This window comes from Uruburuella testudinis (genome assembly GCF_022870865.1).
In the GTDB taxonomy this organism is placed as follows: domain Bacteria; phylum Pseudomonadota; class Gammaproteobacteria; order Burkholderiales; family Neisseriaceae; genus Neisseria; species Neisseria testudinis.
This window is the reverse complement of the sequence record NZ_CP091508.1, coordinates 82,596-97,518: the sequence shown is the minus strand read 5'-3', so window position 1 is coordinate 97,518 and position 14,923 is coordinate 82,596. Positions and strand designations below refer to the sequence as shown.

Sequence of the window (14,923 nt, the reverse complement as noted above, 5' to 3'; positions counted from 1 at the left end):
AATAAGCGGGCAAGACGGCGGGCCGAAGACGGTGCACACGTACGCGGCCGGTTAACTTAGGGTGTCCTGACAATTCATATATCATCATCTTTTTTGCGATAAAAGCACATCTGCTGCGTTAAAAAACCTCGCAAGATGCCCAATCTTGCTGCGTTTTTTGCCTGGCATCTGCACTTTTATCGCAAAAAATCTGAATAATTCTGAATTGTCAGGACACCCTAGCGCTTCAACACCGTTAGGTTATTTTTGTAAATAGGCCTCAACATCCAAACCCAATTTTACAAGCGCCATCGTTATAATCGGCCTATGTCGAACCCCGCCCAAACCATGAAAAACACCTTGACACCCATCCGAAAAAATAAGCCGGCGGCATTGCCTCTCCCAAGCCGCCGCCGGCCCGGTTTACTTTTGCGAATGAGCCTTCCCGGCCTGAGCGCCTGCCTGCTGGCCGGTTTCGCGCAGCCCCTGCACGCCGCCACCTATATCTGCCAAATCGACGGCAAGGCCGTGTTTACCACCGAAAAACAAGGCCGCCATTGCCAGCTCTCAAGCATGAACGGCATCAGCGATGCCCCCACCGACAGCGCATCCGCCCCCGCCGGCAACGACAACATCAGCCGGATTTGGGAAAAAGAACAATTCGGCAGCTACGACGACATCAAAATCCTGCCCACAGTGCGCAACAACAGCGTCACCAACACCGCCGAAGCCGCCGCACCGCCCATGAATGTGCGCCTGCGCAACCAGCCGCGCAAAAACAATGCCAAAAGCAAAGCCGCCCCGCGCACCGCCGCGCCGGTGATTGCCCCGCCGCCCAAGCCCCAGCTCACCCGCAGGCAGATTCTGCAAAATGAAGTGCGTAACGAACAAAGCGCCTTAGTGCGCGCACAGGCACAACTGAACGTGGCGCGCAAAAAAGGCGACAAAGCCAAAATCACCCGCCTGGAGCAGGCCGTGCGCGACCGTGAAGCCAATATCCGCGCCATCAAAAGCGAAATGGGCAGATAAACCGGAGCGGTTTGCCCGCGTTATCCGCCGTTTATGCTGCGGCTGCCATACCCATTTGAAATCCTGCAAAAGGCCGTCTGAAACCTTGAAAAGTTTCAGACGGCCTCATCTGTTGATTATCATGTTTAACGTGGGTTCGAGATAAGAAAATGCCAAAAAAGAGCAGCTGATTGATGGCAAGCTGCTGTTTCTATAAAAATAAAAAAACAAGCAGGCTATCGTTAAATTCAAACCAACTGACGACAGCAAGTTGGGCAAAGACAGTTCATAGCACGGGCAGACATCACGGCGCAGGATTTTTATACAGGCCAAATCATCACCGGGCAGCGGGTTGCCGGACATTAAATTTTATCCGGCAGCATTCGGTTGGCGTTGCTGCACGCTGTTCCCTTTCCCGTTCCAACGGGGGAGGGTTAGGGTGGGGGCAAAATCGCGAAGGATTGATATCTCATGAATGATCTTAAATTATCTTATTCCGAACGCACCTTATTTAAAAGCCTTGACACACTTTTTGTGATGCCGATTCACACCCATACAGCGTTTGACAACCGCATCAAAACGGCGGCATTGATTTAAGGCCGTCTGAAATCCTATCCGGCCAATCCCCGTCCGGCTCGGCACAAATGCAGAAATCACGGCCGCCATGGCTGAATTCGAGCTTCCAGGCATGCAGAAACAGCCGCGCGGCAGGCGTGCCGCAGTAGAGCGTATCGCCCAAAATCGGGCTGCCCAAGCTTTTCATGGCTACGCGCAGCTGATGGGTTTTGCCGCCGAACGGCTGCAACACAAACAAGCGCAGGCCGGGGGCGGTGCTTTGGCTGTAAAAGCGGGTAATGGCAGGGTTTTCCATGCTGCGCGCCAGCTTCCACGCCCCGCGTCGGGCTTTGTGCATATCGCCCTTCACCCAGCCCTGCTTTTTGGCAGGGCGCCCGTCGCTGAGGGCAAGATAAGTTTTGCGCATGGTTTTGGCGGCAAACTGCTGCGCCAATGCCGAGGCCGCGGCTTGATTCAAAGCCAGCAGCAACACGCCGCTGGTGGGTTTGTCGAGCCGGTGCACCAGCCACAGCCGCGCCACACCGAGCTGCCGCGCCAGCACCTGCGTGAGCCCGGCAGCTTCCGCCTGCTGATGCACCGCCAATCCGGCGGGCTTATAAACGGCAACAAAATCATCGTGATGCTGTAGGATTTCCAGTTTCATTCAGACGGCCTCAATGCAGCGCAATGCCGCCGCCGGCGAGCGTAACCATGCCGAGCAGGCAAAACAGCACACAAGCAGCCGTGCGCACCGCTTTGGCGGGGATTTTTTTCATCATCGCCCGGCCTAAAAATACCACCGGCACATTGGCCAGCATCAGCCCGAACGTGCTGCCGGCCACCACCCAAAACATGGCCTGGTATTTGGCCGCCAGCAACACCGTGGCGATTTGGGTTTTGTCGCCGATTTCGGCCAGAAAAAACAACACCGCAGTGGCGCCGAAAGCCCCGTATTTGAGCCAGCGCTTGTCGGTGCCGCCGTCTTTATCGGGCACCAGCAGCCACAGACCGACGGCGATAAAGCTCACGCCGACAATCCATTTCATCATTTCGGGGGAAATAAATTGCGCCAGCCACACGCCGAGCACGGCGGAAAACAGATGATTGAACAATGTGGCTACAAAAATACCGGCAATAATCGCGCTTTTCTGATGAAAGCGCGCCGCCAGAAAAAGCGCCAGCAATTGGGTTTTATCGCCGATTTCGGCAATGGCGACGGCCAGGGTAGAAGAAAGAAAAGCTTCCATAAATCAAGACACTCAAACCGTGGGCAAACAAAAAAGCACGTCAAAGCGCTGCCCACAGCGGCTTTGCGTGCCTTAAGTCTTGCCTGTCTCTGTTTGGTCAAAGATGCCGCTGCCATGCGCCGACTGATGCGGGGCAATTATGTTGACAACGGCTCCGCGCGCCTGAAACACGCGGATGGCTACTCCCCTAAGAGCGGAAATATACGCCATTATAAATTTATTTGATGATTCAGACAATGTAAAGTGATGGCCGTCTGAAAGCCCATGCACCCGTTGCGCTTATCAAAAATACACAATCTGCGCTTCATCTACCCGCACCGGCCAAATGCTGCCTGCGCCGATATCGCGTCCGGCGGCTTCGTTCCAACCCAAATTCAGCGTGATTTCACCGTGTTGCGGATGCAACACCCGCAAACGGCAGGCATCGGGCAGCGCCAAGCTCTGCACCACCCTCGAAGCCTGCCCCTGCGGATGGGCGAACTGCAAGGCCTGTTGCGGAATATAGCGCGCATCTTCAACATTAATCGCCCCCATCAGCCTGGCCGCCCAAGCATCGGCGGGGCGTTGCAACAGCGCATCGGGCGCACCGTATTGCACCATGCGCCCACCCTGCATCAGCATCAGATGATCGGCCAGCGCAAAAGCTTCTTCCGGGTCGTGCGTGACCAGCACCGCCGGAATATTTTGGGCGCGCACCTGCGCCAATGTTTGCCCGCGCAACTGTTGGCGCAAGCCGGTATCGAGGCTGGAAAACGGCTCATCGAGCAACAACAGCTGCGGCTGCACCACCAACGCGCGCGCCAGCGCCACCCGCTGCTGTTCGCCGCCCGACAAGGCATCTACCCGCCGCCCGCTTTCGGCCGCCAGCCCCACCGCAGCCAAGGCGGTTTCGGCACGACGGCGGGCTTCGGCAGCGCCCGTGCCGCGCATTTTCAGGCCGAAAGCCACGTTTTGCCACACATTCAGATGCGGCAGCAGCGCATAATCCTGAAACATCAGCGCCACCTGCCGTTTTTCAGCAGCCGTATCGGTGCGGTTTTCACCACCGATCCACACTTCGCCGCTGTCGGGCGGCACCAGGCCGGCGGCAATATTGAGCAAGGTAGATTTTCCGCAACCGGAAGGCCCCAAGATGGCCGTCAAACTGCCGTCGGCCACCGTCAGGCTGATATCGTCGGCCACGGTTTTGGCGCCGAATGTTTTGTGGATATGTTTGAGTTCGAGCATCACGTTTCCTGTTTCAGACGGCCTATGCCCATGCAAAAATCGATGGGTATGGCTGTAATACGGCCAAACAAGCTGACCACCGGCTTATTTTTATCAATGCGTATTATCGTGTTTTTCCGCCGCATCCAGCCATAAAAACACCAGCAACGCCAGCAACATCAACAGCAGTGCCACCACCATCGCACGGTCGTGGTTATCCGCCCCGGCCGTGCCCAAATAGCGGTAAACCAGCGTAGTCAGCGTCTGCCATTCGGGGCGCGATAAAAACAGCGTGGCTGCAAATTCGCCGATGCAAGTGGCGGCGGCCAGCGTCAACCCGCGCCGCAATGAGGGCAGCAGCAGCGGCGCCGTCACATAACAGGCCGTCTGAAAAGGCGTGGCACCCATGCTGCGGGCGGCGGCGCTGTAGTTGGCAGGCAGCGAATCCCATGCGGTCAGCACATCTTTGGTGATAAAGGGATAAGCCAGCAGCGCATAGGCCGCCACCAACAACGGCAGCGACGCCGTCCACTCGGGATAGAGCAGCAGCACGCCAAACGCCACACACACCGGCGACACCATAAACGGCAGAAAAGTGATGCTGCGCACCCACGCCGCCCGCCGCGCCAGCCAGGCATGCATCACACCCAGCAACACAGCCGCGAGCATTGCCAAGGCTGTGAAGCGCAAAGTGTTCCACGCTGCCTGCCAGGTTGCCGCTTCCTGCAACACCTGCCACGAAGCGCCCGCCTGCAAAGCTTGCAGCGCCACCGCCACCAGCGGCAGCAGGCAGCAGAGTGAAAGCCCGACCAAAACGGCGGCCAGCAGCATTTTCTGCGCCACACCCTGCGGCGGGGCGGGCGGCAGCGGGCGGATGTTTTTACCGGCGGCGGTGCGGCGGCTGAGCAGCGCATAAACCCCACCCGCAGCCGCCGTTACCGCCAACACCAGCCACACCAGCACCGAGGCCTGCGCCATATCGAGCTCATACGCAATCAGCCGGTAGATTTCCACTTCTACCGTGATATAGCGGCTTCCGCCCAGCAACAGCGCCAACCCGAAACCGGAAAAACAATAAAGAAATACCAAGCACAAACCACCGGCCAGCCAAGGTTGCAATACCGGCCGCTCGATATGCCAGAACCGCCGCCACGCGCCCGCGCCCAAAGTCTGCGCCGCCCGCAACCGCGCCGCCGGCACCTGCAAAAACCCTTGATACGCGGCACGCACCAGCACCGGCAAATTAAAAAACACATTGCCGTAAAGCAGCAGATAAGGCGTATCCTGCCAGCCCGGCCACAGCAGGCCGCGGGCGCCGAACAGCGCCAACACGCCCATACCCGCCACCAGCGTGGGCATCACAAACGGCAGCATCAGCAAGCGCAAAATCAGCCGCCGGCCGCGAAATTCAAACCGTGCCAACACCCAAGCCGCCGGCACGCCCAGCAGCAGCACCAACGCGCAAGTCAGCACCGCCTGTATCACCGTCCAGACCATGCGCCACTGCATATAGCCGTCGCCCAATATCTGCCACAACAGCCCGCTTTGATCATAAGCCGCCAGAGCCAACAACGGCGCAGCCACCATCACGGCAAGAAAACCGAGCGGCAGCAGCGCAATCAGCAAAGTGGCAAACGGGCGGGGCAAGGTCATGGCGGCGGCGGTAGCAAAAAAGAGCTTTATTGTAAAACAAAGCGCCGATATGGCGGCGAATATCGTACATCACCTTGTTGCGCCTGAAATTTTTACCGCTGCGGCATACCATGCGCCATGCCAACCTAAGTTGTCTGGCGCACACAATACAGGCCGTCTGAAAGATTGCTTGGCTTATTACAATCTTTCAGACGGCCTTGGTATCGTGATGATAAATCATCGTCAAATTATGGAATTTCTGATTCAAAACATTCTGTTATGATCGTCGTCAAGCTGAGTCAGCATACGAAGCGGCGAGCCAAACAGCGAGGTTATTTTGTGAACGGGTCAAAAGCCCTTCACTGCTTTGCCCCTCCCCAACCCGTTGGGACGGGAGGGAACGGTGTGCTGTAGCGCCAAGCGAATGCTGTCGGACAAAACTTAATACCCATTCACAAAAGTAAGCTAACAAGGCGGCGAACCGAAGACAGTACACACGTACGGGGCTGGTTGACTTGGCACTTCAGCGTCTTAGCGAAACCAGTCCTCTTCGAGCTCAGGCAAGCCAACGCTGTTAGGTTATTTTTGTGAACGGGTGTAACGCCCGTCAACCCGGCCGCCCGATGATTATCTGGCTCATATCAAAATACTGCGCTGTAGCGTCTGCGCCCGTGCGCATAAATGATTTGCGATCAGTTTCCTGTCGTCAATTTATTTGAATTTGATGATATTGTGCAAGATTTCAGCTTGTTTTTGAAATGATGAAAAGCTTGAGGCCGTCTGAAACTTTTCAGACGGCCTCAAGCTTTCGAAATCAGTTGTACACAGGCGGGCCGGTAAGCCGGGTTCTGTCGTCGGACAGTCATTCCTCTAGGCGCACCATTGCTGATACGCTCCAGCAACCTACCCGAACACTCGGCGAGCAGCGTCGTCGTGTTCTGTTTGGTCTTGCTCCGAATGGGGTTTAGCCTGCTGCGCCTTGTTGCCAAGTGCACGGTGCGCTCTTACCGCACCTTTTCACCCTTACCTGTGCCGCTTGTTTGCACAAACAGCCATCGGCGGTTTTGCTTTCTGTTCCACTTTCCGTCGCGTTGCCGCGCCCGGCCGTTAGCCGGCATTCTGCTCTTTGGAGCCCGGACTTTCCTCCCCGTATGCCTGATGCAATACGCGGCGACTGTCTGGCCTGCCTGTGTACGCGGCCATTATAACACGCCCGCCGGCAGCAGTTCTAGGTGTCCTGACCATTCAGAATGATTCAGATTTTTTGTGATAAAAGTACAGATGCCAGGCAAAAAACGCAGCAAGATGAGGTATCTTGCGAGGCTTTTTAACGCAGCCGATGCGTTTTTAGGGGCAAAATACACCCGTAAATCGACACATCAGGACACCCCAGCTTACTTTGGCAAACAGATATCAAGGTATTTTTCTGAGTAAACATTTTAAACAGATATAAAAACAAAGCAGATGCCAACAAACAACGATGAGGCCGTCTGAAATATTTCAGACGGCCTCATCGTTGTTGATACACCACCGTTATGCCGGAGCTTTTTCAATACGGATGGGCACATTTTTATAAGCCGGAATGCCGCTGGCCTTATCAAAATTTTCCAAATCCACCAAATCATTGGCTTCAGGGAAATAAGTGGCGGCGGCGCGGTCGGCCATTTCGATCACTACCACCACCAAACCGTCCAAACGGCGGCCGGTCGGGCGGCCGGCTTTGTCCAGCGCCTCAATATTCACTTTATCTCCTTCAGCCACGCCCAAACCTGCGGCTTCAGCGGCATTGATAAACAAGACATTGCGCATGCCGTATACCCCGCGGTAGCGGTCGTCGAGGCCGTATACCGTGGTGTTGTATTGGTCGTGACTGCGCAGGGTGGTGAGTGAGAAGCGGCTGCTGTCACCGGCGCGCGGATCTTCGTTTATACCGTCCATCACCAGAAAATTGGCTTTGCCGTTGGGGGTATTCCACTCGCGCTCCGCAGCGGCGTTACGCAGATGGAAGCCGCCCGGCCGGCGGATTTTTTCATTAAACCCGGCAAATTCGGGAAACACAAATTCGATATCGTCGCGAATCAAATCATAGTTGCCTATCAGTTTATCCCAATCCACTTTACTGTCGGGCAGCGTGGCTTTGGCCATGCCGGCCACTACCGCGCATTCCGATTTCAGATGTGGGCTGGCCGGCTCGAGCTTGCCCCACGAGGCATGCACCATCGACATCGAATCTTCTACGGTAACCGCCTGCTCGCCGCCGGCCTGGCGGTCGATTTCGGTGCGGCCGAGCACGGGGAACAGATAGGTGTTTTTTGAAATGGTCAGATGCGAGCGGTTGAGTTTGGTGCCGATATGCACCGCCAAATCCAGTGATTTTACGCCGGGAATGCAGCGCGACTGGTCGGGCATGGCCATCACCAGATTGCCGCCCATGCAAATTAAGGCTTTGGCGCGGCCTTCGGCAATCGCCTGCATACTGGCCACGGCGGCATGCCCCCATGTTTTGGGCACGTCAAAACCGTAACGTTTTTCGAGGTTGCCGATTAAGGCCGCATTGGGTTTTTCGGTAATGCCCACGGTGCGGTCGCCCTGCACATTGGAATGGCCGCGTACCGGTGAAATGCCGGTGCCGGGGCGGCCGATATTGCCTTTGAGCAGCAGCAGATTGACCATTTGCTGGATGTTTTGCGTGCCGCTTTCGTGCTGGGTAGCGCCCATGCCGTAGCAGATGATGGTGCGTTCCGCCTCTATATAAAGGCGGGCGATGGCTTCAATCTGACTGCGCGCCAAGCCGGACACTTGCTCGATTTTGTCCCACGGCACAGCCAACACGTCGGCGCGCAATGCTTCATAGCCGCTGGTATGTTCGGCGATAAAGGCTTCGTCCAGCACTGCCGGCTGCCCGGCGGCCAACGCTGCCTCATGCGCTTCAATCACGCAGCGCATCACGCCTTTGAGCAGCGCCGCATCACCGCCGACACGCACGGTGTAATAATCGGAGGCCAGTTTGGTCGGTTGGAAATCCACCATCTGCATCGGGCTTTGCGGCGGAATAAAATCAATCAGCCCCCGCTCTTTCAAGGGATTGATGGCTACGATTTTGGCGCCGCGACGGGAAATTTCCCGCAAATAAGTGAGCATGCGCGGGTGGTTGGTGCCGGGATTATGGCCGATGCTGATCAACAAGTCGCATTCGGCCAAATCATCCAGCGTGATGGTGGCCTTGCCCACACCGATGGCCGGCGGCAGGCCGACACTGGTCGGCTCGTGGCACATATTGGAACAGTCGGGAAAATTATTGTGGCCGTATTCGCGGCCGAACAGCTGGTATAGAAAGGCTGCTTCGTTGGAAGTGCGTCCCGAAGTGTAAAATTCCACCGTTTCAGGCGCATAACTTTGCAGCAGCGCGCCCACTTCGGCAAAAGCGGTATCCCATTCCACGGCCTGATAGGTATCGCTGACCGCATCGTATTTCATCGGGTGCGTCAGACGGCCTTCGTTTTCCAAATCATAATCGCACCAGCCCAACAGCTCGCCCACCGTATGCTTGGCAAAAAATTCAGGCGTGGTGCGCTTGGAAGTGGCTTCCCACGACATGGCTTTGCCGCCGTTTTCACACATTTCCACCGGGTGCGGCGGATTGGCATCCGGCCAGGCGCATCCCGGGCAGTCGAAACCGCCGGGCTTATTCATTTCAAACATGATTTTGATCTCTTCACGCATATTCATCTGCTCGTGAAAAGCATCGCCCAGGGCTTTAGCCGCCAACCAGCCGCCGGCGGGATAATGACCGTGATGAATTTTAGAATGTGCCATCGCTGCTTCCTTTTCTCAATCAAGGGTGGGATTCCGCCACCGGTCAACATTCCGGCAAAAAAAACGGCGGTTTGAGCATGATACTGATTTATAAAAAGCAAGCCGACGCGGCGGCCGGCCGACACAGCCGGATGCTTTTTATGAACGGATATTATATCCCCATCTAATGGAATAATCATATGCAGCGGCAGACAAAAAAACATAACGGGCAGTAAAATCAGGCAAGGCAATCGGATGATTAATGCCTATTTACAACAATGATTTAACGCGTTAGCCCGCCTTATTCAGCTTACTTTTATGAATGGGCATTAAGTTGAACGGCTATCGCCGGTTTCTCAAACACATCGGCACTTATCCACACTTCAACCCCGCCGGCAACACCCCCCACCTTCAGACGGCCTCTGCGTTATAATCGGCTTTTTACCGCGGCCTGTTTTGCCATGAACCACACCACAGAAATCATCCACATCATCGGCACCGCCGCTTTTGCCGTTTCCGGCTATCTGGTCGGTGTGCGCAAGCGGCTGGATATGTTGGGCGTCTTGATTGTGGCGCTGCTCACCGCTATCGGCGGCGGCATGATGCGCGATGTATTGATGGGGCGCGTGCCTTTGGTGTTTACCCAAAACAGCGCCATCATCACCATCGGCATCACCCTGATACTGGCATGGCTGTTCAAACTGCAACACCGCCAAAAGAAAGTGCTGGCCGCCTTGTTTCTGCTCGCCGATTCGCTCGGGCTGGCCGCCTTTACCATCACCGGCGCACAAGTGGGGCTGATGTATGAATTAAACCTGTTCGGCGTGGTGATGCTGGGTTTTGTAACCGCAGTGGGCGGCGGCATTGTGCGCGATACGCTGGTGAATGATATTCCGATGATTTTGCGCAAAGATTTTTATGGCACAGTATCGGTGATTATCGGCCTGGCGCTCTACGGCATCGACCGCTTCGGCTGGGTCAACGCGCTGACCTTAAATATCCTGCTCTGGGGCGGCTACGCGCTCAGATTGTGGGCGCACCGCGTGGCCTGGGCATTACCCCGCTTTTAAACAGGCCGTCTGAACGCTACCGCATCGCGCCGATTTCAGGTAGCATAAAGCCTGCCCGATTTTATTTTCATACCCATTCACAAAAGTCAGCCGATAAGGCAAGCCCAACGCCGTTAAGCTATTTTGTGAATGGATTTCAGACGGCCTGAATGATGATTCAGGCCGTCTGAAATCCCCCTTACGATAGAACAACCATGACCGATATTCTGAATAAAATCCTTGCCACCAAAGCACAGGAAGTAGCCGCCGAAAAAGCCGCCATACCGCTCGACGAAATCAAACGCCAAGCCGCAGCCGCCGCACCGGCACGGCCGTTTTTGCAAGCCATACACGCCAAACATGCCGCCGGCAAGCCTGCCATTATCGCCGAAGTGAAAAAAGCCAGCCCCAGCAAAGGGCTGATTCGTGCCGACTTCAACCCTGCCGCCATTGCACAGGCCTATGAGCGCGCAGGCGCCGCCTGTTTATCAGTGCTCACCGACAAGCCTTACTTCCAAGGCTCGCCGGAATACCTCAAACAAGTTAAAGCAGCGGTTAATCTGCCGGTGTTGCGCAAAGATTTTATGATTGACGATTATCAGATTTATCAGGCACGCGCTTGGGGTGCCGATGCCGTATTGCTGATTGCCGCCGCGCTGGAAGCAGACGAACTGGCGCAATTCGAAGCCACCGCCCACTCGCTCGGCATGACGGTTTTACTAGAGCTGCACAATGAAGCCGAGTTGGAAAAATGCCGCACCCTGACTACCCCGCTGGTCGGCGTCAACAACCGCAACCTGCGCACATTCGACGTGTCGCTGCAACAAACCCTTGATTTGCTGCCGGCCCTCAAAGGCAAAACCGTGGTGACCGAAAGCGGCATCCGCGATAAAGAAGATGTCGACTTTATGCAGGCAAACGGCGTGCACACCTTCCTGATCGGCGAAACCTTTATGCGTGCCGACGATATCGAAGCGGCAGTGAAAACGCTGTTTTAATGCACCACCGCCGGATTGTCCTGACTATTCAGAATAGCTAAGGTGTCCTGATCGCAAGATAAAATTTAATATTCGGCACTGTGCCAAAACGGCTGCCCCACGGTAGGCGTGCTGGCTTGCGCCTGTTCGCGCGGCTGCACCGGGCAGGCCTCATAAGCCAGCCGTCCGGCTTGGGCAGCCAGGGCAAAGGCGCGCGCCATATTAACGGGGTCGCCGCTGCGGGAAACGGCGGTGTTGAGCAATACAGCATCAAAGCCCCATTCCATCACTTGTGCGGCTTGTGAGGGCACGCCCAATCCGGCATCGATAATCAGCGGCGTGTCGGGCAGGCGTTCGCGCAACACGCGCAAGGCGTATTCGTGCACCACGCCTAGGCCGGTGCCGATGGGTGCCGCCCAAGGCATCAGCGCCCGACAGCCGGCATCAAGCAGGCGGCGGCAGGCAATCAGGTCTTCAGTGCAATACGGCAGCACCTTGAAGCCCTCGTCAATCAATATTTTGGCGGCTTCAACCAGTTGGAACACATCGGGTTGCAGGGTATCGTCATCACCGATCAATTCGAGCTTGATCCAGTCGGTGCCAAACACTTCGCGCGCCATCTGCGCGGTGGTCACGGCTTCCTGCACGCTTTGGCAGCCGGCGGTATTGGGCAGGATGGGGATATTGAGGTTTTGCAGCAATTCCCAAAACCCTTGCCCGTGCGCTTCACCGCCGGCACCGGCGCGGCGCAGTGATACGGTAATCATGGCGGGTTCGGCAGCGGCCACACTTTGGCGCAGAATATCGGCGGTGGGGTAGGCAGCCGTACCCAGCAGCAGGCGGCCGGAAAAATCTTGATGGTAAAGCGTGAGTGTATTCATGGGCTCTGCCTTATGGGTTGGTGCGGCGGAAAAATGTTGATGTTTTCGAAGTCTGCCCTCATGCAATACGCAAAACGGCTTTTCGGGTAAAACAGCGCTCGGCATCGTTTATGAGGGGTTTTGTGTCTCTGCCAATGCAGATGCCGGGATTTTTAGCACAGCAGATGCGCTTTCAGGGGCAAAATATACCCTTAAATCGGCACATCGGGATACCCTAGGGTGTCCTGACCATTCATATATCATTATCTTTTTTGCGCTAAAAGCACATCTGCTGCGTTAAAAAGCCTCGCAAAATGCTCAATCTTGCTGCGTTTTTTGCCTGGCATCTGTACTTTTATCACAAAAAATCTGAGTCATTCTGAATGGTCAGGACATCCTAGGGCTTTATCCAGCTCGGGATTGTTGTTTTTTGGAATCGGGCGCGGGCGGCCTTGCGCATCAACGGCCACAAAAGTAAACACGGCTTCGGTAACGCGTTGGCGGTCGCTTTCGGGCTCGTGCAGCACTTTTTTCACCCACACTTCCACTTTGATTTGCACGGAAGTGTTGCCCACTTTGACACAACGCCCGTAGCAGCACACCACATCGCCCACGCTGACGGGGCGGAAAAAGGTGATTTGCGCCACCGCCACAGTGACCACGCGGCCGTGGGCGATTTCTTGTGCCAGAATGGCGCCGCCGATATCCATTTGCGACATAATCCAGCCGCCGAAAATATCGCCGCTGGCGTTGGTGTCGGCCGGCATGGCCAGTGTGCGCAGCAGCATGCCGCCTTGCGGGCGGCTGCCGGCCGTATCGCTGTCGGACGGGTGCATAGTGGCTCCTTTGCTGTTGCGGTTCAACCGCCTACCACAGGGCGGACGATATCGATTTGATCGCCGTTTTGCAGCATGTGGCTGTGGTAATCGGCTTTGGGAATAAAACGGGTGTTGACGGCGGCTGCAAACGGGGTTTGCGGGGCTTGCCGCTCAATCAGTTCGGCCAAAGTCCGGCCGCCGAACTCAATGGTTTCGCCGTTGACGCTGATCTGCATGGTAGCTTCCTGAATCTCAATAAGGCCGTCTGAAAGTATAGCGCCGAATACGGCCGGCGGCTATGGTGCCGTTAAATAAGGCAGACCGCTTTGCTGATCGGCGGGCGGCGGTTCGCGGTTATCCGACAAGGCGGCCACCAGCCTGACGGCGGCGGCGGTTACAGCTGGTGCAATCATAAAGCCGTGGCGGAACAGGCCGTTGATTTCTACCAAACGGCGAGTGCGGCAATAGCGGATTTCGGGGTTGTGGTGGTTGAGCGTGGGGCGCAGATTGGCGGCCAGCTCCAGAATCTGCGCTTCACCGAATGCAGGGTGCACGGCATAAAGCGCCGACAGCAATTCCAGCCCCGAACGCACGCCGGCGGGGGCTTGGCTTTCGCTCTCGATTTGGGTGGCGCCGATGACAAACACATGGTTTTGTTTCGGTGCGATATAGAGCGGGTAGCGTGGATGCAGCAGGCGGACGGGGCGGTTGAGCGTGATTTCCGGGGCGTATACTCTGGCCACCTCGCCGCGCACGCCGCGCAATTTTGCCGCATCGGGCGTTTCAGACGGCCTGTTCCAAGCAGCTTTTGCACCAAAACCGCGGCAATCGACCACCCAATCGAATGATGCCTGCACATCGGCCGTTTCTACCGGGCTGTGCCAATGGCAGTCAACACCGGCCCGGTCAAGCGCATCGGCTAAGGCATCGAGCACTTGGCGGTTGTCGAGCTGGCCTTCGCCGGGCAGGTATAAAGCGGCCTGAAACCGCCCCGCCAGCTGCGGCTCGCCAGCGGCGATTTGGGCGGCCTGCCAATGCTCGGCAGCCGGTGCCGCGGCGGCACGGTGCAGGTGTTGCTCAAACTGCACGGCCAACGGTTTGTCTTGTCCGTGCCAAACAATCAGGCTGCCTTGTTGCTGCATAAACACAGGGGTGTTCAGACGGCCTAACAATGTGCGCCACAAAGGCAGGCTCTGTCTGCCCAGCGCAATCACTTCGGGCGTAGCCTCCACCGATTCGGCCAAGGGCGCCAGCATGGCGGCAGCCACATAAGCGGCCGATTGCTCGCCCGCTCGTGAAGCGCTGTCGAACAAGGCCGTCTGAAAGCCTTGACCGGCCAGTTGTAAAGCAGTCAGCCGGCCGGACAAACCGCCTCCGAGTATGGCTATGCGGGGCATAAAGATTCCTTTGTATGCAGATTATCCGGTCACAAAAATATTCTAACCGTGTTGGCTCGCCTGAGCCCGAAGAGAGCCGGTTTTGCTAGGGTGTCCTGACCATTCAGGATGATTCAGATTTTTTGTGATAAAAGTACAGATGCCAGGCAAAAAACACAGCAAGATTGGATATCTTGCGAGGCTTTTTAACGCAGCAGATGCGTTTTCAGGGGCAAAATACACCCGTCAATCGAATGCTCAGGATACCCTACCAAGTTAACCGGCTCCGTATGTGTGTATTGTCTTCGGTTCGCCGCCTTATCAGCTTACTTTTGTGAATGGGTATTAATGGTGCTGCGGCAGATTAAAACATAAACTGAAAAAGGCATTATTGCGCCACATCAGTTTCAGACGGCCTAGG

The 14,923-nt window shown here is 56.1% G+C and carries 13 protein-coding genes and 1 other RNA gene; 4 read left to right on the top strand and 10 right to left on the bottom strand.

What is annotated here, in order from left to right:
• Positions 1-414: 414 nt before the first annotated feature.
• The gene (locus tag LVJ83_RS00435) at positions 415-1,008 is read left to right on the top strand and encodes a hypothetical protein (RefSeq protein WP_244785243.1); all 594 of its coding nucleotides are present in this window, start codon (positions 415-417) and stop codon (positions 1,006-1,008) included.
• Positions 1,009-1,561: 553 nt separating this feature from the next.
• Here LVJ83_RS00435 and LVJ83_RS00430 read toward each other — a convergent pair.
• The 4 genes from LVJ83_RS00430 to LVJ83_RS00415 all read right to left on the bottom strand — a co-directional run bounded on the left by LVJ83_RS00430 (position 1,562) and on the right by LVJ83_RS00415 (position 5,648).
• The gene (locus LVJ83_RS00430) at positions 1,562-2,206 is read right to left on the bottom strand and encodes a TIGR01621 family pseudouridine synthase (RefSeq protein WP_244785242.1); all 645 of its coding nucleotides are present in this window, start codon (positions 2,204-2,206) and stop codon (positions 1,562-1,564) included.
• 10 nt (positions 2,207-2,216) lie between these two features.
• Positions 2,217-2,789: a TMEM165/GDT1 family protein gene (locus LVJ83_RS00425; protein ID WP_244785241.1), complete on the bottom strand. Its 573-nt coding sequence runs from the start codon at positions 2,787-2,789 to the stop codon at positions 2,217-2,219.
• A gap of 282 nt (positions 2,790-3,071) precedes the next feature.
• On the bottom strand, positions 3,072-4,016 hold the full coding sequence (locus tag LVJ83_RS00420) for an ABC transporter ATP-binding protein (RefSeq protein WP_244785240.1): 945 nt from the start codon (positions 4,014-4,016) through the stop codon (positions 3,072-3,074).
• Positions 4,017-4,109: 93 nt separating this feature from the next.
• Positions 4,110-5,648, bottom strand: coding sequence for an ABC transporter permease (locus LVJ83_RS00415; protein WP_244785239.1), 1,539 nt, complete (start codon positions 5,646-5,648; stop codon positions 4,110-4,112).
• Between LVJ83_RS00415 and LVJ83_RS00410 the strand changes: the two genes are divergently transcribed.
• Positions 5,647-5,910 carry a hypothetical protein gene (locus LVJ83_RS00410; RefSeq protein WP_244785238.1) on the top strand — a complete coding sequence of 88 codons (264 nt, stop codon included), beginning with the start codon at positions 5,647-5,649 and terminating at the stop codon, positions 5,908-5,910. The two genes, LVJ83_RS00415 and LVJ83_RS00410, sit on opposite strands and share 2 nt — an antisense overlap.
• A gap of 538 nt (positions 5,911-6,448) precedes the next feature.
• On the opposite strand, the gene rnpB is transcribed toward LVJ83_RS00410, so the two are convergent.
• Positions 6,449-6,817: RNase P RNA component class A (rnpB, locus tag LVJ83_RS00405), an RNA gene on the bottom strand.
• A gap of 343 nt (positions 6,818-7,160) precedes the next feature.
• The gene (locus LVJ83_RS00400) at positions 7,161-9,443 is read right to left on the bottom strand and encodes an FdhF/YdeP family oxidoreductase (RefSeq protein WP_244785237.1); all 2,283 of its coding nucleotides are present in this window, start codon (positions 9,441-9,443) and stop codon (positions 7,161-7,163) included.
• A gap of 440 nt (positions 9,444-9,883) precedes the next feature.
• Here LVJ83_RS00400 and LVJ83_RS00395 point away from each other — a divergent pair, with 440 nt between their 5' ends.
• Together LVJ83_RS00395 and trpC are read left to right on the top strand one after the other, a co-directional pair.
• Positions 9,884-10,492 carry a trimeric intracellular cation channel family protein gene (locus tag LVJ83_RS00395; protein WP_244785236.1) on the top strand — a complete coding sequence of 203 codons (609 nt, stop codon included), beginning with the start codon at positions 9,884-9,886 and terminating at the stop codon, positions 10,490-10,492.
• A gap of 194 nt (positions 10,493-10,686) precedes the next feature.
• Positions 10,687-11,469 (top strand): indole-3-glycerol phosphate synthase TrpC, encoded by a 783-nt coding sequence (trpC, locus tag LVJ83_RS00390; RefSeq protein ID WP_244785235.1) that lies wholly within the window; start codon positions 10,687-10,689, stop codon positions 11,467-11,469.
• 65 nt (positions 11,470-11,534) lie between these two features.
• Here the strand turns inward: trpC and LVJ83_RS00385 are convergent, their stop codons facing one another.
• The 4 genes from LVJ83_RS00385 to LVJ83_RS00370 form a co-directional block, all read right to left on the bottom strand.
• Positions 11,535-12,329: a thiazole synthase gene (locus LVJ83_RS00385; RefSeq protein WP_244785234.1), complete on the bottom strand. Its 795-nt coding sequence runs from the start codon at positions 12,327-12,329 to the stop codon at positions 11,535-11,537.
• 353 nt (positions 12,330-12,682) lie between these two features.
• On the bottom strand, positions 12,683-13,144 hold the full coding sequence (gene yciA / locus LVJ83_RS00380) for an acyl-CoA thioester hydrolase YciA (RefSeq protein WP_244785233.1): 462 nt from the start codon (positions 13,142-13,144) through the stop codon (positions 12,683-12,685).
• A 23-nt stretch (positions 13,145-13,167) separates the two neighbouring features.
• Positions 13,168-13,362 (bottom strand): sulfur carrier protein ThiS, encoded by a 195-nt coding sequence (gene thiS / locus LVJ83_RS00375; protein ID WP_244785232.1) that lies wholly within the window; start codon positions 13,360-13,362, stop codon positions 13,168-13,170.
• A gap of 60 nt (positions 13,363-13,422) precedes the next feature.
• Positions 13,423-14,523, bottom strand: coding sequence for an FAD-dependent oxidoreductase (locus tag LVJ83_RS00370; RefSeq protein ID WP_244785231.1), 1,101 nt, complete (start codon positions 14,521-14,523; stop codon positions 13,423-13,425).
• Between the last annotated feature and the right edge of the window lie 400 nt (positions 14,524-14,923).

Bases quoted from the DNA above. Each gene is read 5' to 3' on its own strand.
- LVJ83_RS00435 (WP_244785243.1), top strand. From the start codon at position 415: ATGAGCCTTCCCGGCCTGAGCGCCTGCCTGCTGGCCGGTTTCGCGCAG.
- LVJ83_RS00430 (WP_244785242.1), bottom strand. From the start codon at position 2,206: ATGAAACTGGAAATCCTACAGCATCACGATGATTTTGTTGCCGTTTAT.
- LVJ83_RS00425 (WP_244785241.1), bottom strand. From the start codon at position 2,789: ATGGAAGCTTTTCTTTCTTCTACCCTGGCCGTCGCCATTGCCGAAATC.
- LVJ83_RS00420 (WP_244785240.1), bottom strand. From the start codon at position 4,016: ATGCTCGAACTCAAACATATCCACAAAACATTCGGCGCCAAAACCGTG.
- LVJ83_RS00410 (WP_244785238.1), top strand. From the start codon at position 5,647: ATGGCGGCGGCGGTAGCAAAAAAGAGCTTTATTGTAAAACAAAGCGCC.
- LVJ83_RS00415 (WP_244785239.1), bottom strand. From the start codon at position 5,648: ATGACCTTGCCCCGCCCGTTTGCCACTTTGCTGATTGCGCTGCTGCCG.
- LVJ83_RS00400 (WP_244785237.1), bottom strand. From the start codon at position 9,443: ATGGCACATTCTAAAATTCATCACGGTCATTATCCCGCCGGCGGCTGG.
- LVJ83_RS00395 (WP_244785236.1), top strand. From the start codon at position 9,884: ATGAACCACACCACAGAAATCATCCACATCATCGGCACCGCCGCTTTT.
- trpC (WP_244785235.1), top strand. From the start codon at position 10,687: ATGACCGATATTCTGAATAAAATCCTTGCCACCAAAGCACAGGAAGTA.
- LVJ83_RS00385 (WP_244785234.1), bottom strand. From the start codon at position 12,329: ATGAATACACTCACGCTTTACCATCAAGATTTTTCCGGCCGCCTGCTG.
- yciA (WP_244785233.1), bottom strand. From the start codon at position 13,144: ATGCACCCGTCCGACAGCGATACGGCCGGCAGCCGCCCGCAAGGCGGC.
- thiS (WP_244785232.1), bottom strand. From the start codon at position 13,362: ATGCAGATCAGCGTCAACGGCGAAACCATTGAGTTCGGCGGCCGGACT.
- LVJ83_RS00370 (WP_244785231.1), bottom strand. From the start codon at position 14,523: ATGCCCCGCATAGCCATACTCGGAGGCGGTTTGTCCGGCCGGCTGACT.